Source organism: Streptomyces sp. NPDC002896 (assembly GCF_040295225.1).
In the GTDB taxonomy this organism is placed as follows: domain Bacteria; phylum Actinomycetota; class Actinomycetes; order Streptomycetales; family Streptomycetaceae; genus Streptomyces.
Genome location: NZ_JBEOVA010000002.1, coordinates 158511 through 180669 on the forward strand (window position 1 = coordinate 158511; position 22159 = coordinate 180669).

The 22159-nt window shown below is 69.3% G+C and carries 19 protein-coding genes; 6 read left to right on the forward strand and 13 right to left on the reverse strand.

What is annotated here, in order from left to right; translation table 11 throughout:
• Window positions 1-68 precede the first annotated feature (68 nt).
• Entirely contained in the window at window positions 69-1109 is a 1041-nt protein-coding gene (locus ABT009_RS02965; RefSeq protein WP_351288878.1) for an MBL fold metallo-hydrolase, read from the forward strand.
• Between the two features lie 57 nt (window positions 1110-1166).
• On the opposite strand, the gene ABT009_RS02970 is transcribed toward ABT009_RS02965, so the two are convergent.
• Genes ABT009_RS02970 through ABT009_RS02980 form a run of 3 tightly spaced genes read right to left on the reverse strand, consistent with a single transcriptional unit; the run spans window position 1167 to window position 4179 of the window.
• Window positions 1167-1925, reverse strand: coding sequence for an SDR family NAD(P)-dependent oxidoreductase (locus tag ABT009_RS02970; RefSeq protein ID WP_351289510.1), 759 nt, complete (start codon window positions 1923-1925; stop codon window positions 1167-1169).
• Between the two features lie 32 nt (window positions 1926-1957).
• Complete coding sequence (locus ABT009_RS02975; RefSeq protein WP_351288880.1) at window positions 1958-2980, reverse strand: phosphotransferase family protein; 1023 nt, start codon at window positions 2978-2980, stop codon at window positions 1958-1960.
• On the reverse strand, window positions 2977-4179 hold the full coding sequence (locus ABT009_RS02980) for an acyl-CoA dehydrogenase family protein (RefSeq protein ID WP_351288882.1): 1203 nt from the start codon (window positions 4177-4179) through the stop codon (window positions 2977-2979). Before ABT009_RS02980 ends, ABT009_RS02975 begins: the two co-directional genes overlap by 4 nt.
• Window positions 4180-4313: 134 nt before the next feature.
• On the opposite strand from ABT009_RS02980, the gene ABT009_RS02985 reads away from it, so the two are divergent.
• Window positions 4314-4991: a TetR/AcrR family transcriptional regulator gene (locus tag ABT009_RS02985; RefSeq protein ID WP_351288884.1), complete on the forward strand. Its 678-nt coding sequence runs from the start codon at window positions 4314-4316 to the stop codon at window positions 4989-4991.
• 24 nt (window positions 4992-5015) lie between these two features.
• Here ABT009_RS02985 and ABT009_RS02990 read toward each other — a convergent pair whose 3' ends face one another.
• A complete protein-coding gene (locus ABT009_RS02990) occupies window positions 5016-5801 on the reverse strand; it encodes a glucose 1-dehydrogenase (protein ID WP_351288886.1) in 786 nt (261 codons plus the stop codon).
• 122 nt (window positions 5802-5923) lie between these two features.
• Here ABT009_RS02990 and ABT009_RS02995 point away from each other — a divergent pair, with 122 nt between their 5' ends.
• The 3 genes from ABT009_RS02995 (at window position 5924) to ABT009_RS03005 (ending at window position 8541) form a co-directional block, all read left to right on the forward strand.
• A complete protein-coding gene (locus ABT009_RS02995; RefSeq protein WP_351288888.1) occupies window positions 5924-6649 on the forward strand; it encodes a TetR/AcrR family transcriptional regulator in 726 nt (241 codons plus the stop codon).
• A complete protein-coding gene (locus ABT009_RS03000) occupies window positions 6646-7686 on the forward strand; it encodes an NAD(P)-dependent alcohol dehydrogenase (protein WP_351288890.1) in 1041 nt (346 codons plus the stop codon). The genes ABT009_RS02995 and ABT009_RS03000 overlap by 4 nt, the downstream gene beginning before the upstream one ends.
• Window positions 7687-7764: 78 nt before the next feature.
• Window positions 7765-8541 (forward strand): SDR family NAD(P)-dependent oxidoreductase, encoded by a 777-nt coding sequence (locus tag ABT009_RS03005; protein WP_351289512.1) that lies wholly within the window; start codon window positions 7765-7767, stop codon window positions 8539-8541.
• Window positions 8542-8668: 127 nt separating this feature from the next.
• Here ABT009_RS03005 and ABT009_RS03010 read toward each other — a convergent pair whose 3' ends face one another.
• The 9 genes from ABT009_RS03010 to ABT009_RS03050 form a co-directional block, all read right to left on the reverse strand.
• Window positions 8669-9607, reverse strand: coding sequence for a glycoside hydrolase family protein (locus ABT009_RS03010; RefSeq protein ID WP_351288892.1), 939 nt, complete (start codon window positions 9605-9607; stop codon window positions 8669-8671).
• A 59-nt stretch (window positions 9608-9666) separates the two neighbouring features.
• The gene (locus tag ABT009_RS03015; RefSeq protein WP_351288894.1) at window positions 9667-11256 is read right to left on the reverse strand and encodes a glycoside hydrolase family 43 protein; all 1590 of its coding nucleotides are present in this window, start codon (window positions 11254-11256) and stop codon (window positions 9667-9669) included.
• Between the two features lie 263 nt (window positions 11257-11519).
• Window positions 11520-12557, reverse strand: coding sequence for a LacI family DNA-binding transcriptional regulator (locus ABT009_RS03020; protein ID WP_351288896.1), 1038 nt, complete (start codon window positions 12555-12557; stop codon window positions 11520-11522).
• A 235-nt stretch (window positions 12558-12792) separates the two neighbouring features.
• Window positions 12793-13731, reverse strand: coding sequence for a carbohydrate ABC transporter permease (locus tag ABT009_RS03025; RefSeq protein ID WP_351288898.1), 939 nt, complete (start codon window positions 13729-13731; stop codon window positions 12793-12795).
• Window positions 13731-14615, reverse strand: a complete 885-nt coding sequence (locus ABT009_RS03030; protein WP_351288900.1) for a carbohydrate ABC transporter permease — start codon at window positions 14613-14615, stop codon at window positions 13731-13733. Before ABT009_RS03030 ends, ABT009_RS03025 begins: the two co-directional genes overlap by 1 nt.
• 10 nt (window positions 14616-14625) lie before the next feature.
• Window positions 14626-15969 (reverse strand): ABC transporter substrate-binding protein, encoded by a 1344-nt coding sequence (locus ABT009_RS03035; protein WP_351288902.1) that lies wholly within the window; start codon window positions 15967-15969, stop codon window positions 14626-14628.
• A 351-nt stretch (window positions 15970-16320) separates the two neighbouring features.
• Entirely contained in the window at window positions 16321-17406 is a 1086-nt protein-coding gene (locus ABT009_RS03040) for a LacI family DNA-binding transcriptional regulator (RefSeq protein ID WP_351288904.1), read from the reverse strand.
• Window positions 17407-17526: 120 nt separating this feature from the next.
• On the reverse strand, window positions 17527-18540 hold the full coding sequence (locus ABT009_RS03045; RefSeq protein ID WP_351288906.1) for a hydroxyacid dehydrogenase: 1014 nt from the start codon (window positions 18538-18540) through the stop codon (window positions 17527-17529).
• A gap of 380 nt (window positions 18541-18920) precedes the next feature.
• Window positions 18921-20129 carry an ROK family transcriptional regulator gene (locus ABT009_RS03050; protein ID WP_351288908.1) on the reverse strand — a complete coding sequence of 403 codons (1209 nt, stop codon included), beginning with the start codon at window positions 20127-20129 and terminating at the stop codon, window positions 18921-18923.
• 226 nt (window positions 20130-20355) lie between these two features.
• On the opposite strand from ABT009_RS03050, the gene ABT009_RS03055 reads away from it, so the two are divergent.
• Window positions 20356-22140: a glycosyl hydrolase family 28 protein gene (locus ABT009_RS03055; RefSeq protein WP_351288910.1), complete on the forward strand. Its 1785-nt coding sequence runs from the start codon at window positions 20356-20358 to the stop codon at window positions 22138-22140.
• The last annotated feature ends 19 nt before the right edge of the window (window positions 22141-22159 follow it).

The window sequence follows — 22159 nt, forward strand, 5'->3', positions numbered from 1 at the left end:
ACACCGGTCGGCAGGCTCACACGCACCCCCGGCCCTGAACCACAGCGGCACACGAGCAAGGGAGAGTCATGACAACGCGGTTCGACCAGGGCCCATGGGCCGCAGCCGGAGTCCAGACCGTGCAGCCCGGGGTGCACCGCGTTCCTCTGCCGCTGCCCAACGACGGCCTTCACGCGGTCAATGTCTATCTGCTGGAGAACCTCGCGGACGACGACGGCATCGTCATGATCGACGGCGGCTGGGCGATCCCGGAGGCACGCAAGGCGCTCGAGGAGGCCATGGCCGCCATCGGCCGCGACCTCGGCGACATCAGCCACATCCTGGTCACCCACATCCACCGCGACCACTACACGAACGCCGTGGAGTTGCGCCGGCTGCTCGGCTCACGCGTGTACCTGGGCGCGGGCGAACGGCCGGGCCTGGAGATGCTCGACCGGCTGCGCAGCGACGAACCCGCCGGCTCACTGGAGACGTTGCGCAGGGCGGGCGCCGGCGAACTGGCCGACCGCATCCAGGCGATGGACCACGGCGGCTACGACCCGAGCGTGTGGGAGACCCCCGACCGCTGGCTCGGCGCGGAGACCCTCCGCTTCGGCGACCACGAGCTGCACGTCGTACCGACGCCCGGTCACACCAAGGGACACGTGGTCTACCTGGACGAGCAGCGCGGACTGCTGTTCTCCGGGGATCACGTCCTGCCGCACATCACCCCGTCCATCGGCTTCGAACTGGCCGAGCCCGGTGGCCGGCCGCTCGCCGACTACCTGGACTCGCTCCGGCTGATGACCCGGTACGCCGACGCCCGCCTGATGCCCGCGCACGGCCCGGTCGCCGACAGCGCCCACACGCGCGTCGCCGAGCTGCTCACGCACCACGACAACCGGCTGGCGCAGAGCCTGACGGCGCTGGGTGAAGGCACACGCGACGCGCACGCGGTGGCGCGCGAGCTGGGCTGGACGCGCCGGGAGGTGCCGTTCGGCGAGCTCAGCGCCTTCAACCAGATGCTCGCGGTGAACGAGACGGCAGCGCACCTGGACGTCCTGGTGCTGCGGGGGCAGGTCGCGGTGGCGTTCGTTGACGGGGTGAACCAGTACACGCGCGTGCAGTGACGCCGCACTGAGCCGAAAAGGGGGCCGCAGCAGTCGCTGCGGCCCCCTCTTTTGATGTCAGCGGGCCGTCCAGCCGCCGTCCACATACAGCTCGGAGCCGGTGACGAAGCTCGCGTCCTGGGAAGCGAGGAACGCCACCGCTCCCGCGACCTCGTCGGGCCTGCCCAGCCGGCCCAGGGGAGTGCCCTCGACCATGGCGGTGTGCCGGGGCGTGCCTTGCCAGAGCTCGCGCGAGCGGGGCGTCTCGATGAAGCCGGGGTGGATCGAGTTGACGCGCACGCCGCGCGTGGCCCAGTGCAGTGCGGCGTTCTTCGTCATCAGCCGTACCGCGCCCTTCGCGGCGTGGTACGAGAACTGGCTTCCGAAGCCGCCGACCGTGCCGAAGATCGATGCGATGTTGACGATGGAGCCGCCACCGGACCGTTCGATCGCGGGCCCACCGTGCTTCATGCCGAGCCAGACACCGGTCTGGGTGACCGCGATGACCTTGTCCCAGGACTCCCGGGTCTCCGTCTCCACGGTCCGCATCTCGGCGATACCCGCGTTGTTGACGAGCACGGACAGGCCGCCCAGTTCGGCGACCACCCGCTCGACCACCCCGCGCCACGCCTCCTCGTCGCTGACGTCCAGCGCGAGGCCGAGCGCACGCGCCCCCTCGGCCGACAGCTCCTTCGCCAGCTCCTCGCAGCGGCCGGCATCGACGTCGGTCACCACGACCGCGGCGCCCTCGGCGGCCAGCCGGCGCGAGACGGCATCTCCTATGCCGCCGGTCGCGCCCGTGATCAGTGCTACATGTCCGGACAGCCGTTCGTGCACGAGTTCTTTCCTTCCGGTCGACGCGTCAGTGGTCATGGCAGCAGTTCCAAGCCCGAGCGCAGCAGTGCGGGCACCGCGGAGCCGACGCGCTCGAAGCCGGCGCCGACGGTCTGTCCCGCGAGGTAGCGGGCGTGGATGCCCTCCGCGATCACGGCGAGCTTGAAGCACCCCAGCGCCTGGTAGTAGTCGACGGCTTCGATGTCCCGGCCGGACTTCTCGGCGTACCGTTCGGCCAGCTCGCGGCCCGAGGGGAATCCCGGGTTGGCCGTCGGGACGTGGCGTGCTCCGAGGACCGGTTCGCAGGCCGGATCCCAGTACATGAGCAGCATCCCGAGATCAGCGAGAGGATCACCGAGGGTGGCCATCTCCCAGTCGACGATCGCCGCGATCCGCCCGAGGTCGCCGGGCGCGAGGATGGTGTTGTCCAGGCGGTAGTCGCCGTGCACGATCGCCGGGGCGCCGCTCGCGGGCAGGGCGCGGGCGAGCCTGCCGTGCAGCTCGTCGAGGTCCGGCAGCGCGCGCGTGGCGACTCTGTCCCACTGCCCGCGCCACCGTCGCACCTGCCGTTCCAGATAGCCGTCGGGGTGGCCGAAGTCGCCGAGCCCGACGTCGGAGGCGTCGACCGCGTGGAGTGCCACCAGGGCGTCCACGAGCGCTTCGGCGGCGCGCCGGGCATCGCCGGGCGCCAGCGCGACGGCCTCGTCGCCGTCGCGCAGCACGGGGCCCTCCACGAAGTCGACCACGCAGAACGGCGCTCCGATCACCTCCGGGTCCGTGCACGACAGCACGGCCCGGGCGACCGGCACGCCGGTGTCGCCGAGCGAGGCGACGACGCGGTACTCGCGGTCCATGTCGTGCGCGGTCGGCGTCAGCACCCCCAGCGGCGGCCGGCGCAGCACCCAGCGGTGAGTCCCGTCCGTCACCTCGTACGTCAGGTTGGACCGGCCACCGTGCATCAAACGCACCGTCAACGGGCCCGCGCAGGCTGGCACGTTGCGTTCGAAGTAGTCCTGCAGAGCGGGCACGTCGACCCCGACCACGGCCGTCTCCGTCACTGCGCGGCCCTCCGGTCCTTTGCCGCCCGCACCGCGCGTTTGGCGATGGCCCAGCGGTGGGTCTCGGAGGGGCCGTCGTAGATACGGAACGGACGCACCTCCCGGTACAGCCGCGACAGCGGCGCGTCCCCCGAGATACCGAGCGCGCCGCACACCTGGACGGCGCGGTCGACCACCCGGTTCACCGCCTCGGAGACGTACGTCTTGGCGATCGAGGTGTGCTGGGCGGCCGAGCGGCCCTGGTCCAGTTCCCAGCAGGCGCGCCACAGCACCGCACGGCTGGTCTCGATGTCGATCTCGGAGTCGGCCAGCAGCTGCTGCACCATGCCCAGTTCGGCCAGCGGTCCGCCGAAGGCCGAGCGGTTCGCCGCGCGCTCGAGGGCGATGTCCTGGGCCCGGCGCGCCACCCCGAGCCAGCGCATGCAGTGGGTCATACGCGCGGGGCCGAGGCGCACCTGCGCATACCTGAAGCCCTGGTCGACCTCGCCCAGCACATCGCTGTCCGCGACCTCGCAGCCCTCGAAGACGACCTCGCTGTGTCCGCCGAACAGGCCCTGGTCCAGAGTGTCGATGTTCCGGACGATCTTCATACCCGGGTTGCCGGCATCCACGAGGAACATCGTCGCGCCGCCCGCGTCGCCGGGCCCGCCGCTGGTGCGTGCCATGCAGATGGCGAAGGCCGCTCCGTCGGCGCCGCTGATGAACCACTTGCGGCCGTCGATCCGCCAGCCGCCGTCCGTCTTCGTCGCCGTCGTGGTGAGCGCACGCGGGTCGGATCCCGCGCCGGGCGCCGGCTCGGTCATCGCGAAGCAGGAACGCACCTCACCGGCGGCCAATGGGCGCAGAAACCGCTCCTTCTGCTCCTCGGTGGCCACCACCTCGAGCAGGTGCATGTTGCCCTCGTCGGGCGCCGCGCAGTTCAGCGCGAGCGGCCCGAGCAGCGAGTACCCGGCCGCCTCGAACACCACCGCCTGCCCGCGCAGGTCAAGCCCGAGTCCGCCGAACTCCTCGCCGACATGCGGAGCGAACACCCCCGCCGCACGGGCCGCCTCCTGCAGGCGCCGCCGCAGCGGTTCCGGTCCGTCGTGGACGTTCCCGCCGCACGTCTGCTCCTCGGGTATGACCACATCGCGTACGAACTCGGTGGTGCGCCGCGCGATGCCGGCGACCCGTTCGTCGATCTCGAAGCTGATGGACACTTCTCACCCCTGATCTTGGCTACTGACCATTAGCCATGACAGGGGTGGAGGGAGCGTTGTGTCAAGGGTGCGGGCTATAGTGGCTGGCCCAGGCAGATAAGATTGGCTAATTGCCAGTAGCTTCAGGGGGTCGTGTGAGCGCATCTGAGGGCGGGCCCTACGAGCGTCCGCACCGGCCCGCGCGGCCGGAGGGCGCGCCCACGGCCGACCGCCGGTCGGCGATCCGGCAGGCGGCGCTGCGTCTCTTCGCCGAGCAGGGCTACCGGTCCACCACCATGACCGACATCGGCGCCGCCGTCGGCATCCGCGGTCCGAGCCTCTACAAACACGTGGCTTCCAAGCACGAGCTGCTGGCCGAGATCATGATCGGAACGATGGAGCAGCTCATCGCGGACAACACGGCGGCCGTCGCCGGCGCCGACGATGTGCGGGATCAGCTGCGGCGCGCCGTGGAGGCGCACATCCGCTACCACGCGCGCCATCGCCTGGAGGCCTTCGTCGGCAACCGGGAAATCGGCAGCCTGGAACAGCCCGACCAGGAGCGGGTGCTCAAGCGCCGCAGCGACTACGAGCGCCGCTTCCGCGAGCTCATCGAGCGGGGTGCCGCTGAGGGTGCCTTCCACGTCCAGTCGGCCAGGATCGCCTCGTACTCGATCCTCGACATGGGCATCGGCGTGGCCAGCTGGTTCCACGAGGGTGGCGAGTTCTCCGTCGACCAACTCGCGTACCAGTACGGCGACATCGCGCTGCGGATCGTGGGCGCGCGGCCCCCGGTCGTCTCATACGAGGAGAGCGACCCGGCGCGCCCGTGAACCTGCGTGTCCCTCGCTGAAGGCTCAGTACTTGTAGGACTGCCCGCCATCGATCGGAACGACCGCCGCGTTGATGAACTGGGCGTCGTCCGACAGCAGGAACGCCACGAGGTGGGCGACCTCCTCGGGCCTGCCGAAGCGCTTCATCGGGTTCACGCTGACGAACTGCTTGCCGGCCTCTTCCGGGTTCTCCGGGTCGAGCTGCCGCAAAGAGGCCTCAACCATGGGCGTCATGATCGCGCCCGGCGCTATCGCCTTGACCGACACTCCGAACTGGCCGTATTCAATGGCGGAGTTGCGGGTGAGACCGACGACGCCGTGCTTGGCCGCGGCGTACCCGGACTGGTTGCCGACGCCGCGGATACCACCGACGGAGGCGGTGTTGACCACGCTGCCGGAGCCCTGCTTCTTCATGACGGCGAGGACGTGCTTCAGGCCCAGGAAGACGCCGCGCAGATTGATCGACAGGACCCGGTCGAACTCGTCCGAGCCGAAGTCCTCGGTCAGGTTCTGCTTGCCCTCGATGCCGGCGTTGTTGAAGAAGCCGTCGATGCGGCCGTAGGCGGCCAGGGTCTCGGCGACGTAGCGCTCGACGTCCTCCTCGGAGGAGACGTCGGCGGTGACCGTGATCACCTCGGTGCCGGGGGAGGACTTCTCGACGGCCGCGGCGGTCTCGGCGAGCCCCTTCTCGTTGACGTCGACCAGCGAAAGACGGGCGCCCTCGTCGGCGAGCTGGAGCGCGGCGGCCTGCCCGAGGCCCGAAGCGGCTCCCGTGATCAGCACGGCCCGGTTGGTGAATCTGTTGCGCACAGCTGTCTCTTCCTCGAGATCGGATCTTCGGTACCGAGCCTAACGCGATGATGTCCCAGTGAGACACAAGTCCTCTCGGGACTCATGTCCCATTGGGACATGACGGGAGTATGATCGAGGGCATGACGGCGACGAAGCCCTCCAAGCCCTCCAGCCGCACCACACGCGGCACGCCTCCGGTCGAGGACCGCAGGCAGCGAAAGGCCCGGCAGACCCGGGAAGCGATGGCCGCCGCGGCCATCGATCTGATCCTCGAGCGCGGCCTCGCGGCCGTCACCGTCGAGGCGATCGCCGAGCGTGCCGACGTCACCCGGCGCACGTTCAGCCGCCACTTCAAGGGCAAGGAGGACGCGGCGCTCGACTTCACCCGGGCGGACGGGGACCACATCAACGCCGCCCTGCGTGCGCGTCCGGCCGACGAGCCGCCGTTCGTCGCTTACCGCAACGCCGTGCAGGAGTGGCTTGCCGCGCGGGAGACTCTCGGCGGGCAGCCCTACGCGCGGTGGCAGGCACTGCTGCGGCTCACCGACACCGAACCGGCGCTCTTCGCCGCGTACGAGCGGATCCGGGTCGATGCCCAGGACGAGTCCGTGGCGATCATCGCCGAACGGCTCGGCACCGATCCCGACCGGGACCTGCGTCCCGCCGTCGTGGTGGGCGCCGCCGCAGGAGTGCTCACCGCGGCCCTGCGTACCTGGGCGCGCCAGGAGCACGAGGACGGCCGGGGCCTTGTGACGTGGGTGAACCAGGCCTACGACGCCCTCAAGGAACAGGCGGCCGGAGCGGCCGGCCCCGACGTGACCGTCGAAAACAACGAAGTGACCATGGACAAAGAGGTCGAATCATGAAGGCACTGCAGTACCGGGAGATAGGCGCAGCACCCGAGGTCGTCACCGTCCCCGATCCCGAGCCGGGCCCCGGACAGGTTCTGCTCAAGGTCACCGCCGCGGGCGTGTGCCACTCCGACATCGCGGTGATGGAGTGGCCCGCCGAGGGCTTCCCGTACGAGCTGCCGCTGACGCTCGGCCATGAAGGCGTCGGCACGGTGGCCGCGCTGGGCGCGGGCGTGACCGGTCTCGCGGAGGGCGACGCGGTCGCCGTGTACGGCCCGTGGGGCTGCGGGACCTGCGCCAAGTGCGCCGAGGGCAAGGAGAACTACTGCCTGCGCGCCGGCGAGCTGGGCATCTTCCCGCCCGGGCTCGGCGCTCCCGGCTCGATGGCCGAGTACATGCTGGTCGACGACGCGCGGCACCTGGTGCCGATCGGCGGTCTCGACCCGGTCGCCACCGTGCCGCTGACCGATGCCGGCCTTACCCCGTACCACGCGATCAAGAAGTCGCTGCCCAAGCTGGTGCCCGGCTCGACCGCGGTCGTCATCGGCACCGGCGGCCTCGGACACGTCGCCATCCAGCTGCTGCGCGCCATGACCGCGGCGCGCGTCATCGCCCTGGACGTCAGTGAGGACAAGCTCGCCCTCGCCCGCACCGTCGGCGCCCACGAGGCCGTACTGTCCGACGCGCAGGCGGCCGCGAAGGTCCGCGAGCTGACCGGTGGCCTCGGCGCGCAGGCCGTCTTCGACTTCGTCGGCGTGGAGCCCACCGTGAAGACCGCCGGTGCCGTCGCCGCCGTCGAGGCCGACGTGACCATCGTCGGCATCGGCGGGGCCGGGCTTCCCGTCGGCTTCGGCCACCTGCCGTTCGAGGTCTCCGTCGCCGCCCCGTACTGGGGCAGCCGCGGCGAGCTCTTCGAGGTCCTGGACCTCGCCCGGGCGGGCGCCGTCTCCGTGCACACCGAGACGTTCTCGCTCGACGAGGCGCCCCTCGCGTACGAGCGACTGCACGCAGGCAAGATCAACGGCCGCGCCGTGATCCTCCCCAACGGCTGATCCGTTCCCCCTCACCTCGACGCGCAGCGCGCACTCAAGCACTAAAGCCCTAAAGCGACAAAGAAGCAGAAAGAAGCACTGGGTACCTTGAACACCACCGAATACGCCACCGAGTTCGACGGCAAGACCGCGATCGTCACCGGCTCCGCCTCGGGCATCGGCCTCGCCGTGGCCCGCCGCCTCGGCCAGGCAGGCGCGGCCGTCGTCATCGCCGACTACAACCTCGAGGGCGCCGAACAGGCCGCCGAGCAGCTCAAGTCGGAGGGCATCAAGGCGGCCGCCGTGCGCGTCGACGTCTCCGACGCCGCATCGGTCGAGGCCGGCGTACGCTTCGCCGTCGACACCTTCGGCGCCCTGCACCTGGCGGTGAACAACGCCGGCATCGGCGCCGACGGCACCCCCGTCGGCGAGTACGACATCGACGTCTGGAACCGTGTGGTCCGCACCGACCTCGACGGCGTCTTCTTCTCGATGCGCTATGAGATCCCCGCCCTGCAGGCCGCGGGCGGCGGCGCCATCGTCAACGTCGCGTCCATCCTCGGCTCCGTCGCCTGGGCCGGCTCCTCCGCCTACGTCGCCGCCAAGCACGGCGTCATCGGCCTGACGAAGACCGCGGCCCTCGAGTACGCAGACAAGGGCATCCGCATCAACGCGGTCGGTCCCGGCTTCATCGAGACCCCTGCCCTGCAGGCCATGGACCAGGAGGCTTACGCCGGCCTCACCGCCCTGCACGCCACCGGCCGCCTCGGCCGCCCCGAGGAGGTCGCCGAACTGGTCGCCTTCCTGCTCTCCGACCGCGCGTCCTTCGTGCACGGCAGCTACCACCTGGTCGACGGCGCGTACACCGCCCGCTGAACCGGGCACGTCGCGGGGGTCGTCGTTTCCCGGCGACATCAACTGCACGTGAGGGGCCACCGAGGAGTGGCCCCTCACGCATTTCCGGGCGACGACGTACGGAGCCGCGGTACCGGGCCGGGAGCCGTCAGCCGGTGCGGTCCTCCGGGCGGGTGCCGCCGCGCATGACTGACGTGAGCTTCGCTCGCAGCGGCGGGAAGGCGGCGCCGTCAGCGGTGTCCGGGGTGCAGACCAGCCGGCCGGCGCTGACCGTCAACGGTGTCGCGCGGACAACTGAGCGGCGCCCGTCGGCGGCATGCGTGACGTGCTCGTCGCCCACATGGCTGAAGTAGACGAGAAGCGCCCGGTCATCGCCCTGCTCGACAGCCATGGCGTGATGGCCGTGGGGCGCGAGCAACTGGTACGGCTGACGCGCCCAGGTGTCGAGGTCGTCGGAGCGGTAGACGGACAGGCCCGACCAGTTGTCGGTGACCATCCAGTACGAGCCCACCAGCCGGAACACGCTCGGCCCCTCCTGGGGCTGGTCGCCCGCGGCCGGACCGGGGCGCCGCTTCCAGGAGTACAGATCGGACGAGTCGGCGCCGTGGATGCGGCTGCCGTCGCGCTCGTCCTTGAACCACAGCCGCCAGCCGCCGCCGGGCAGTCCGTACACGGCGGCGTCGATCACCCGCTCACTGCCGAGGTCGAGTACGGACGCGACGTCCCAGTGGGCCAAGTCCTGCGATGTGTAGTGCAGGATCTGCGCGTCGCCGCTCCAGTCGGACCGTACGCCGCTCAGGTAGGAGACGTACATGTGGTACGTCCCGTCGTGCCACAGGACTTCCGGCGCCCAGTAGGTGTTGCGGCCCGGCTCGAACTCCAGGCCCTCGGCCGTTCCGCGATGCGTCCAGGTGCGGCCGCCGTCCGCGCTGGTCGCGATGCCGATGTCGGTGCCGTGCACCCATTCGGCACCGTCGCACTCCAGATGCGGGCGGCGTGCGGTGTAGAACATCCACCACTCGCCGGTCGCACGGTGCCGGATGAGCGTGGGGTCGGTGGCTCCGTCGTGTACGGGGTCCCGGTACATGGCCTCACTGTTCCTCGAAGGAGCCGGCGTTCACCAAGGAGCCGGCGCGGTTCGGAGCCTCATGGGAGTTCGCGCAGCTCGAAGAAGTCGAAGTCCGCCTCGGTTCGGGTGCCGCCGAGATCCTGGGCGCAGACGCCGACGAACGCACCGGTGAACCTGAGCCGGTCGCCGTAGTCGTCGGACAGCTTGGTGGCATCCAGGACGGGGCCGATCCGCTGCCACACGGACCCGTCGGGCGAAGCGGAGAAGCGCAGTTCGGCACCGTCGAAGCGGGCACGCAGATGGACCTGCGGCCATGCGTCGATGTCGATGCCGGCGTCGGGGAGTTCGTGGTACCTGCCGTCGTCGGCCACGGTGATCCCGAGGACGCGGCCGCGCCCCTCCGCGTGGGTGATCCGCAGGTAGTAGTGGGTGGTGGTGTCGTACCAGCAGATCAGGCCCGCGAGCTGGGAGAAGTGCGACGGACGGAAGTCGACGACCGTGGTGGCCTCGCAGTGCACCGAGGTGAGCCGCCGGGCGACCAGGCTCTGGTCGAAGCGTGAGTGGAGGCTCTGCCGGCCGCGCAGCCGCAGCCATCCGGGGCGTTCGGTCAGGCTCAGCCAGGAGTCGTCGGCGGGGACGCGCAGAGTGCTCCACTCCGCCCCGAGAGCCGGGGTGCCGAAGTCGTCGCGCACGGCGGGCGGGACGGCCGGTCCCGGCTCGACCCCTGTGGGCGACGGAACCTCCACGCGGGGCCGGTTGTCGCCGTGGGCGAGGCGCAGCCACCCGTCGTCCGTCCAGGTCACGCGCTGCAGACAGCTCTCGCGGCCGAGGACGCAGCGCGGGCCGTCGGGCGTCTGAACCGGGCGGGAGGCCAGATGGACGAGGTACCACTCGCCGTCCGGTGTCTCGACCAGTTCGCCGTGCCCCGCCTTCTGCAGCGGCCAGTCCGGGACGTCCCGGGTCGTGAGGAGCGAGCCCCGGGGGTCGAGCTCGTAGGGGCCGGTCAGTTCGCGCGAGCGGGCCATCAGGATGCCGTGGTTCCAGCCGGTGCCGCCCTCGGCGAGCATCAGGTGGTACCAGCCGTCGCGGCGGTAGACGTTGGGCCCCTCGATGAGTTCGTCGTGCGTGAGGATCGTGCGCGCCTGCCCGATCAGGGCCTTCTTCTCGGCGTCGTACTCCTGGAGCAGGATCCCGGCGAACGACGGGTGCCCGTCGCGGTGGTCCCACTGCATGTTCAGCAGCCAGGTCCGGCCGTCCTCGTCGTGGAAGAGGGACGGGTCGAATCCGGAGGAGTTCAGGAAGACCGGCTCCGACCAGGGGCCCTCGATGGAGGGGGCGGTGATCAGATAGTTGTCGACGTCCTTGTACGGACTCCCGACGGTCCGCACGATGGTGTAGACGAGCCAGAACCGGCCGTCGTGGTACGACAGCGACGGCGCCCACACCCCGGCCGAGTCGGCGACTCCGTGCAGATCGAGCAGATCCGGGCGGTCCAGGATGTGACCGGCCGGCTCCCAGTTCACGAGGTCCGTCGAACGGTGCACGGGCACGCCGGGGTACCACTCGAAAGTCGACGTGGCGAGAAAGTACTCGCCACCGACGCGCAGGATGCTCGGGTCCGGATGGAATCCGGGCAGCACCGGGTTGTGTATCTGGCCCGAAGGCATACGAGTCCTTTCGTCCGGCCCCGGTCATCAGTAGGTGCCGGCCCGATGCGTCGAAGTTCCGAGCCCCGGCGCCCCGTGAACTGCCGAAGCCCCGGGCAGCCGTGACACGGAATCAATCTAGAAACCGGTTGCTGTCGAGTCAACGCCCTCACGGCCGCCTGCGGTCATTCGAAAATTTCGCTGCCGCCGACGCCTCCGGAGCCGCGGCCGACGGCGGCGTAGGCAACCTGACGACGCGCGTGTCAGCTGCGGCGCGGCCCGGACTACGTGCGCGGCGGAGCCGTGCTCGCACGCTCGACCAGCCGCGTCGGCAGCTCCGTGCGGGCGCTCTCCGGTTCCTGGCCCACCATGAGCCCGACCAGATGGCGTACCGCCGTGGCGGCCATCTCCGAGAGCGGCTGCCGCACGGTCGTCAGGGCCGGCGTCGCCCAGCGTGCCTCGGGGAGATCGTCGAAGCCGACCACGCTGATGTCGTCCGGCACCCGCAGGCCGCGCAGGGCCACGGCCTCGTAGGCACCGAGGGCCATCTTGTCGGAGCAGACGAAGACGGCGGTCGGCGGCTCGGGCAGATCGAGGAGCTCGAGCATCCGGCGTTGGGCGACGACCTCGTCGAAGTCGCCGTAGCGGAGGTACTCGGGGCGGTGGCGCACACCCGCCGCCGCGAGCGCGGAGCGATAGCCGGCGACGCGAGCGCTGCTGCACAGCTTGCGCTGGTAGCCGCCGATGACGGCGATGCGCTCATGCCCGAGGGAGAGGAGGTGCTCGGTGGCGCGGGCGCCGCCTTGGTGGTTGGCCGCGCCCACGGACACCACGCCCGGCGGCGGCTCGTGGGCCGGGTCGATCATCACGAACGGGATGCGGTGCTGCTCGAGCCAGGCGTACTGGGACGGGGTCAGCTCGGCGAGGTTGAAGAGCACTCCGGACGAGCCGCGCGCGGTGAGCTTGTCCAGCCAGCCGCGCTCCGGCCGCCCGCCCCAAGTACGGTTCAGGCCCGCCGAGACCACCACCTCCAGGCCCGCGTCGTGCGCCGCCTCCTCCACGCCGTGCAGTACCGCGGCGGACCAGGAGCTCTCCAGCGAGTGCACGACGAGGTCGACCAGGCCGGGCGTCCTCGTCGCGTCCAGCCGGGGTCTGCGGACGTAACCGAGCCTTTCGAGCGCCTCGGTGACCCGGCGGCGCGTCTCCGGCGCCACGTCCTCCCGGCCGTTGACGACCTTCGACGCGGTCGGCACGGACACCCCGGCCTCGCGAGCCACGACCGCCAGCGTCGGCCCGGTCGTCGCGCTCCCGCCACGCACCATCGCGGCTCCACCTCCCAGGCCCCGTCCCGAGGGCCGGCGAAATCGACGAACGCGTCGCTCACGGCGCAGACACACGCCGCGTAGCAACCGTTACCTACACTAAGCCCGCCTCAACGTCGCGTGAAGAAGAGGGAATTCACAGGGTTGCGCCCGGACCAAGGCTTCGAAACCTCGAACAACGAAGGCTTCGCCACCGCCCCGCAGGGCCCATCAGTGAAACGGGTTGCCCTCAGGGTCACTTGAGGGCTCCCAGCGTGACGCCGCTCCGCCAGTAGCGGCGCATCGCGATCATCATGATGGCCATCGGAACGATGGACAGCAGCGCGCCCGTCAGCACGAGGCTGGTCACGTCGACGCCCGACTCCAGGCGCTTGCCGGTCCAGTTGTACAGACCCAGATTGAGCGTCCAGTTCTCCTCGCCGCGCAGTACTGTCAGCGGGAGGAAGAACGCGTTCCAGGTGTTGACGAAGGCCAGTAGAAACACCGTCGCGCCGCCCGTGGTCATCATCCGCAGCACGATGCTGAAGAAGATCCGCAGCTCACCGGCGCCGTCGATGCGGGCCGCCTCGAGGAGCTCGAACGGGATCGTGGCCTCGGTGTAGACCTTGGCCAGGTACACGCTGAACGGGTTGATCAGGCAGGGGATCAGCATTGCCCAGGGGGTGTCGACCAGACCGATCGCCGAGAACAGCAGGTACAGCGGCAGGGTGAGCAGCGCGATCGGGATGAGGAAGGAGCCCACCACGGCCGCGAACACCACGCCCCGCCCGGGGAAGTCGAAGCGGGCCAGCCCGTAGCCCGTGGCGAGGGCGATGAGGGTGCCGCCGAGGGAGCCGACCCCCGCGTACAGGAACGAGTTGGCGGTCCAGCGCAGGAAGATGCCGTCCTCGTACGTGAACACCTGGTGCAGGTTGTCCCATAGGTGCCAGCCCGAGAACCACAGCCCGTTGCTCTGGTACAGCCCGACGCGGTCCTTGGTCGCGGCGACCATCAGCCAGTACACCGGGAACAGGCTGTAGACGCTGGCCAGGACCAGACCGACGAGAAGGAAGCGCTGGCCGCCCCGGGAGCGCGCGGCAGGGTCCGGGCGGGTGCGCCGCCGAACGGTGCGCCCGCGGGGGGGCACGGTGCCGGTTTCCGTGCCGTTTTCCTTACGGTTTTCTGTCAGCGCCATCAGTCCGCCTCCCTCGAGGTCAGCCGGTAGAAGAGGAAGGATGCGACACCGAGGATCAGGGCGAGCAGCACCGACAGGGCCGCGGCGTAGTGGTAGTTGGCGGCGTTGAACGCCTGGTTGTAGATGATCATGATCGGGGTGAAGCTGTCGCTGACCGTCTGCGGGGTCACGTTGCGGAACAGTGCGGGCTCGTTGAAGATCTGCAGCATCTGGATGATCGACAGCAGAGCGGTCAGGACGAGCGCGCCGCGCACGAATGGGACCTTGATGCTCAGCGCGATCCGCAGCTCCGAGGCGCCGTCCAGCCGCGCGGCCTCGAAGAGTTCACGGGGCACGCCCTGGAGCGCCGAGTAGATGATCACCATGTTGTAGCCGATGCCGTGCCAGGTCAGCAGGTTGCCGATGGCCGGCCACACCATCGAGGGCGCGAAGAAGTTCCAGTGGAACCCGAACAGGTCGCCGAGCGGCGTCAGGGGGCCCACTTCAGGGCTGTACAGGTTGATCCACACGATGGCCGCGACCACCCCGGGGATCATGTACGGGACCAGCAGCAGGATCCGGAACCGGCCGGCCACCTTCGAGGTGACCGCGTCCAGGAGGAGCGCCAGCACCAGGCTGATGAGCAGCATGAACGGGATCTGGACACAGGCGAACAGCACCACCCGCAGGATGGAGGTCATGAACGCCGAGTCGGTCAGGCCGTGTCGGTAGTTCTCCAGCCCGACGAACTCCGTGGTCGCGCCGCCGAGCCCCAGCCCGGACTGCTTCTGCAGGAACAGCGACTGGTAGACCGCGTAACCGATCGGGAGCAGGTAGAGGAAGACGAAGCCGAGCTGGAAGGGCACCGTGAACGCGGCACCCTTCCAGCGCTGGGAGCGAATCATCGAGTGTGCCTCAGCCCTTGACGCTGATGCCGCGCTGCTTCAGGTCGTTGACCGTCCACTCCTGCATGTGCGCCAGGAGGTCGGTGACCTTCTCCTTCTTGCTGACGACCTTGGCCCACTCGTCCTGCATCTCCGTGAACATCGCGGTCCAGTTCGGGCCGAAGGTCCAGTCGTCGGTGATGGTGCTCATGCTGTCTGTGACGACCTTCTGGGCCGGCTCGTAGTTCTTGCCGAGCAGCTTCTCGGGGATCGCCTGAGGGACGTACGCGCTGGTGTCGGCCAGCGCGGGCATCACACCGCTACCGGTCTCGGGGCTCGCCATGGTCTTGACCGCACCGGGGTCGGTGGACATCCACAGCGCCGCCTCAGCGGCCTGCTCCTTGTTCTTGCACTGCTCGGTCACCAGGGTCAGGTTGCCGCTCTGGTTGGTCCCGGCCGGCGTCTTGGGCGCCTCGCCCTTGTATGTGGGCCAGGGGGCCAGCGCCCACTTGCCGAAGGACTTGGTGAAGTTCTGCACCATGCCGGACATCTGCCAGGTGGAGATCTGGCGGGTCACGGTGCCGGCATTGTCGTAGTTGCGCTGCACGGCCGCGTAGTCCGCGAACGAGAGCTTGGAGTTCAGGTCGTTGTCGATGATCTCCTGGATCACCTTCGCCGCCTTGAGGCTGCCCTCGTCCTGGAAGTTGACCACCCAGGAGTCTCCGTCGACGGAGTACCAGTGCGCCCCGGCCTGCATGGCGAGCACCTCAAGAGTGCTCGGGTCCTCACCGGCGTAGTTGGTGATCTTGATGTCGTGCTTCTTCAGTACCTTGCCCGCGGCGATGAAGTCGTCCCAGGTCTTGGGCGGCTCCAGGTCGTACTTCTTGAATATGTCGGTGCGGTAGATGGTGAAGGCGGGCGCCGAGGCGGTGGGGACGCCGTAGACCTTGCCCTGGACCTGGCCGACGGCCCACGAGCCGGGGTTGAACTTGTCCTTGCTGGACTCGACGTACTTGGTGATGTCGGCGAGGGCGCCCTGCGAGACCCAGCTCGTGACGTACTCGCCGGTGTTCTGCAGCAGGCAGGGCGCGTTGCCGGCCTTGACGGCGTTCGTCAGCTGCTTCTGCATGGTGAGCTGGTCGGTGACCTTGGTGTACTTGAGCTGTACGTCCTTGTGGCTGGCGTTGAACGCCTTGACGACGGCCTCCTGGCCGTTGGCCCAGCCCCAGAAGTCGAGGGTGACCGGACCGGCGGACTTGGACTCGGAGTCGGAGTCTCCGGAATCGGATCCGCCACAGGCGGAGAGCAGACCTGTCAGCGCGAGGCTCGCGACTGCGACGTGGGCGAACCTTCTCCGGGGGCTGGTGGAGTTCATCGTACGGTCATCCTTAGAGACGTAGACGATCGCGGAAGAGAGGGGCAGCTCGGTGGGGCGACAGCGAGCGAGGCAACCGTCGGCTCGCGTCTCGAAACCCCTGCGGAAGGTGTAGAAAACGGTTGCTGTGAAACGTAGGTGGCGTGCTCCGCTTCACGCAAGAGGCGTACGGCAAATTGTTACGCCGGATTGTCCGCCACGTTGCGCGCCGATGTTGCCCTGCCTGATCGGCATGACGCCACGTCAGCGCAGGTCAGAGACGTGCAGGGCCGGATCCATGGCGCCGGGCGGACGGTGCACGGCGCTTCAGGACGTCGTCGAAAACGCTTACGTAACAGAAGTCATCAGGCGCTACGACTGCAGGGCAGGCGGCTGGACGGACTGCCGCACGACGACATGCGTGCCCAGCACCAAGTGGTCGCCGTCGCCCTTGCGGCGGCCGGCGCCTCGCTCGCGCCGGTCGGCCACCGCGCGCAGCGCCACACGGCCCATCTCCTCGTACGGCACATGAACGGTGGTCAGTTGGGGAGTGAGCTGGGAGGCCAGCGGGATGTCGTCGTAGCCGACGATCGACACGTCCTCGGGCACCCTGAGCCCTGCCGCGCGCAGGGCCTGCATGGCGCCCGCGGCGACCACGTCGGTTCCCGCGAGCACCGCCGTGAAGTCCAGCTTGCGCTGCAGGCTTTCCTCAACGGCGTCGTATCCGTGCTCGTAGTCGTAGGGGCCGTGCAGCACCATGTCCGGATCGAACGGCACGCCGTACGCCTCGAAGGCCCGCTGTGCGCCCTTCAACCGGCCCTGGGCCGTGGTGAGTTCCGCGTGGCCCGGCAGCACCAGGACGCGGCGGTGACCGGCGGACAGCAGATGGCTGGCCATGGCGTAGGCGCCGCCCTCGTTGTCGTAGTCGACCGTCGTCGCCGGTACGTCGCCCTCGAGCGGAGGCCTGCCCACCAGTACGAGATGCGAGCCGGCCGCGTCCAGGGAGCGGGCGAACCGGGCCATTCGCATCTGGTACTCGTCGTAGTCGTAGGCGCCGCCGAGCAGGATCACCGCGGCGACGCCCTGCTGGCGCATGAGGTTCACCAGCGCGAGTTCCCGTTCCGGGTCGTCTCCGGTCGTGCCGACCAGTGAGAGCCAGCCGCGCAGCGATGCGGCGCCCTCGACCCCCTTGGCCACGTGTGTGAAGGCGGCGCCGGTGATGTTGTTGATGAGGATGGCCACCGTCGGCGTGCCGCCGCCCGCGAGTGAACGGGCGTGGGCGTTGGTCACGTAGTCCAGGTCCCGTACGACCTTCATCACCCGGCGGCGCAGTTCGTCCGAGACCGGGTAGTTGCCGGACAGCACGCGCGACACGCTGGCGACCGAGACGCCCGCCCGCTCGGCCACGTCCCGGATGGTCGCTCGTCCGGAGTCGCCCGACGCCTTGCGCTCACTCACCGTTGCGGCTCCTTCACCGTAGCGACTCCCGCACCGGACGGGCCGGGGTCCCGCCGCCCGCCCGTGCGGAAACCGTATCCCATCGTTTCACCAAGGCAGAGCGGGGTGCCGGTGCGGGGTTCAGGCGACACGGGACAGATCCGTGTGCCGCACCTCGTGGGCCGGTGGCAAACCCGCGACAAGGCGTTCCAGTTCCTCGACGACGATGCGCCCGAGGCGTCCCAGCTCGTTGCCGAGCGAGCCTGCGATGTGCGGTGTGAGGAAGACGTTGGGGAGGGTGTACAGCGGGGATCCGGTGGGCAGCGGCTCGGGTTCGGTGACGTCCAGCACCGCGCTGAGGCGGCCGGAGACCAGCTCGTCGGTGAGCGCGACCGGGTCGACCAGGGCGCCGCGGGAGGTGTTGATCAGTATGCCGCCGTCCCTGATGAGGGCGAGCCTGTCGCGGTCCAGCATGCGGTAGGTCTCGGGGATGTCGGGAGCGTGCAGGCTGACGATGTCGCTGCCGCGCAACAGGTCCTCCAGCGAGAGGAGTTCGGCGCCCAGGGCGGCTGCTTCACCGGCGTCGACGTAGGGGTCGTACAACGCGACCGCGAGGTCGAGCGGCTGCAGCAGTTGCAGGAGCCGGCGGCCCACACGTGAGGCGCCGATGATCCCCACCTGGCGGCCGAGGTTGCCCGTGGCCGCGGTCTCTGCGGGGGACGGGTAGGTGTGGGTCGCCCGGAAGCGCTCGCGGTGGGCGAAGGTGTCCTTCCCGGCGAGAAGGATCATGGCGAGCGTGTACTCCGCGACGGGCAGCGCGTTGCCCGTAACCGCACTGCAGACGGTGATTCCGTCCTCCCACAGGGCCTCGCCGACCAGCGAGCGGACGGAGCCCGCGGCGTGCAGGACGGTGTGCAACTGCGGTGCCGCGGCGAGGACGTCCGCGTCCAGGTGGGGGCAGCCCCAGCCGGTGATCAGCACCTCCGCCCGGGCCAGTGCCGCGGCGGCGGACGGTTCGGTGAAGTCCTGCACGACGAGCGCGGTGTCGACCTCGGTCAGCTCCTGGAGTCGTGCCATGAGGGGCGGAGGGAAGAGCAGCGGGAGGTGCACCGGATCCATGGCGAACACGGCCCTCGGCGGCTGGGCGCTGGGCATGACTCTCCTGAGGCAGTCGGAAACGTTTTAGAAACCGTCTTCTACCGTAGATCTGATGCGGAGCGCCGGTCAATGAGCGTGACGATCGCCGGGTGTTGGCAGTGCGTGGCCGGGCTCGGCGGAATATGCCCAGGTCGTCGCAGGTGGAGCGGCAAGTTCGGACGTCTTGCCGGAACTGGGGCGGTCCGAACGCTTGCGGCTGGTGGTGGCAGGTATAGGCGATTTCTCGTAATCGGTTTCCTGGGGCTCTCGCGAGACTGGCGGCGGCCGTGCCTGGCGCGCCGTCCGGCGGCTGTTTCAGCCCGGCGCCGACCAGCTTGGCGGAGAGCCGAGCGGCGGGACCAGTTCGGGGGCCTCGGCGCCGACGGCGGGCAGCGGCTTCAGGTGATGCCGTTCATGCGGTTGAGCGCGGCGGCCAGGTCAGGCGTCTCACTGAGGACCAGAGCGGCGCCGCCGAGCGCGCCGACGCGTGCGCCGAGCCCCAACTCCGCGGGTACGAGGTCCACGTCCCGGACGAGGGACAGGGCATGGCGGCGTACCGCGTCCCGCATCGGGGCGAGGAGCGCCTCACCGGCCCGGGACAGTTCGCCGCCCACCACGATGCGTTCGGGGTTGAGGAGATTGCACAGGTTGGCGAGGACCTGGCCCACGACTGTGCCCACGTCGGTGAACACCTGCTCGCCGGCGTGGTCCCCGGTCGCGGTGCGGGCCAGTATCTCGTCCAGGCCTGCGTCCTGGCCGAAAGCCGGTCGCAGTGCGGTCAGCACGGCCGGGAGGCCGGCCCGCAGGACCAGGCAGCCCCGGTTGCCGCACGGACAGAGCGGCCCGTCGACGTTCACCGACACATGGCCCAGCTCGCCCGCGGCGCCGACCGCTCCGCGGTACAGCCGTCCGTCGAGGATCAGCCCGGAGCCGATGCCGCTGGACAGGCCGAAGTACAGCAGGTTCGCCACGTCGCGGCCCGCGCCCCAGCGGGCCTCGGCCACGCCTTCGAGGCGGGTGTTGTTCTCCACGACGACCGGCAGGTCGAGCGCCCGCTGCAGCTCCTCGGCGGCGTGCACATGAGACCAGGGCTGGCCCGGCAGGGACACTCCGACTACTCCGGTCCCGCGGTGGATGGGGCCGGGCACGCCGACACCGACGCCGATGACCTGCTGTCTCTCCAGATCCGCCGCGGCCAGGAGCCGCTGGAGGATCGAAACGCCGGCCTTGATGCGCTCGGCAGGCCCCGTGCCCGGGTCGAGGGGCGCCCCGGAGCTGGCGACCTCCCGCGCGGCCAGGTCGCTGAGGTGCACCCAGACGCCGTCGAAGGTGTGGTTCATCCCGGCCACGACGGCAGCCCGCGGGTTCACCGACAACCGGTTTCCGGCCCGGCCGTCGAGGTCGCCGTCCGGCTCCTCGTCGGACTCGGTGATCAGGCCGCGTGCCAGCAGCTCGCTGACGATCGTCGAGACGGTGGTCCGGGAAACGCCCGCCTGTCGTGCCAGCTCGGCCCGGTGCAAGGGGCCTTGGGCTATCAGCAGGGCGATGACCTGCTCTTCGTTCGATCGCCGCAGGCTCCGCAGTGACCCTCCGGGCTTTCGGCTCATGACAAGGAGGTTACTCAGTCTTTTCGAAAGTTCGTCAAGACTCTTGACGCAGTTTCCGGACAGGAAGAAGCTCTGCCCCATCGCACGGCAACCGGTTGCCTAGCTCATCGGATGCCGTCGAAGTGCCGACCCTTGGCCGATATCTCGTACAGCTCGAAGCAGGATGTCCACCTCCGGCCTCAAGGAAGACCACCTCACCTCCCCCGCTTTACGAAGGAACTCCTCCATGAACGACACCCAGGGCACTGGACTGACCCGGCGCACCCTCCTCCAGGCCGCGGGTGCCACCGCCGCGGCGTACTCCCTGATAGGCGCGGCGGCCGGTACCGCGAGAGCCGACGACACGCCCGGAGCGCCCGACAAGCTGGTGGTGTACCCCATCCCGAGCGGGGTCCCGACCAACTCGAGCTTCTCCGTCAAGGCCCGTACGCCGGGCGGCGAATGGCAGACGGTGCCCGTCTACCGCGCCAGGGCGAAGATGATCGACGCGAACACGGGCAGCGGTCCGGTCTACAACTCCTCCGTCGCCACGTTCGACTTCGACGGCACAGTGGAGGTCGCCGTCACCTCGTCCAAGGGCACCATCGGCTCCGCGCGGATCCGCCCGCTGTCGTACAACACCCAGTTCACGGTGGACGGCGCCACGGTGAGCTTCACCCTCACCGAGCCGCGCAACCTCTCCATCGAGATCGACGGTGAGATCTTCAACAACCTGCAGCTGCACGCCAACCCGATCGAGTCGAACGCGCCCGACCCCGACGACGAGGACGTCATCTACTTCGGCCCCGGCCTGCACAAGACCACCGACAACGTGGTGAAGGTGCCCAGCGGCAAGACGGTCTACCTCGCCGGCGGTGCGGTGCTGACGTCCCGAGTGGAGTTCCACGAGGTCGAGAACGCCCGCCTGCGCGGCCGCGGCGTGATCTACAACTCCGCGAACGGCGTCCTCGTCGAGTACTCCAAGAACATCGAGATCGACGGCGTCATGGTGCTCAACCCGAGCAGCGGCTACGCGGCCACCATCGGCCAGTCCCAGCAGGTCACCATCCGTAACTTCCACTCCTACAGCCACGGGCAGTGGGGCGACGGCATCGACGTCTTCTCCAGCGAGGACGTCCTCATCGACAACGTCTGGATGCGCAACGCCGACGACTGCATCGCGATCTACGCCCACCGCTGGGACTACTACGGCGACTGCCGCAACATCACCGTCCGCAACTCAACCCTCTGGGCGGACGTCGCGCATCCGATCAACGTCGGCACGCACGGCAACACCGACAAGCCGGAGACCATCGAGAACCTCGTCTTCAGCAACATCGACATCCTCGACCACCGCGAACCGCAGATGGACTACCAGGGCTGCATCGCGCTCAACCCCGGCGACAGCAACCTGGTGAGCAACGTCCGCGCCCAGGACATCCGCGTTGAGGACTTCCGCTGGGGCCAGCTGATCAACATGCGGGTCATGTTCAACAAGTCGTACAACACCTCGGTCGGCCGGGGCATCGACGGGGTGTACATCCGGAACATGACGTACACCGGGACGCACGCCAACCCGTCCATCATGGTCGGTTACGACGCGGACCACGCCATCAAGAACGTGACCTTCCAGAACCTCGTCATCAACGGCAAGTTCATCGGCAACGGGATGAAGAAGCCCGGCTGGTACAAGTTCACGGACATGATGCCGGCCTACGCCAACGAGCACGTGATCAACCCTCGGTTCCTGAACTCCACCGAGGCCACGTCCACCGACGCGCCCAAGATCACCAGCCCGGACCAGGCCACGGCCACCAAGAACCAGGTCTTCAACTACCTGATCACGGCCTCCGCGCTGCCGACGTCGTTCAACGCCGACGGGCTGCCGAAGGGTCTGGACATCGACACCGCCACCGGTCTGATCTCCGGCACCGCCGTGGACAACGTCGGCACCTTCACGGCCACCGTCTCGGCCACCAACAGCGTGGGCACCGCGACGCAGACCGTCACTCTCACCATCCAGCACGCGTGACGCGGCACCTCTGAACTAG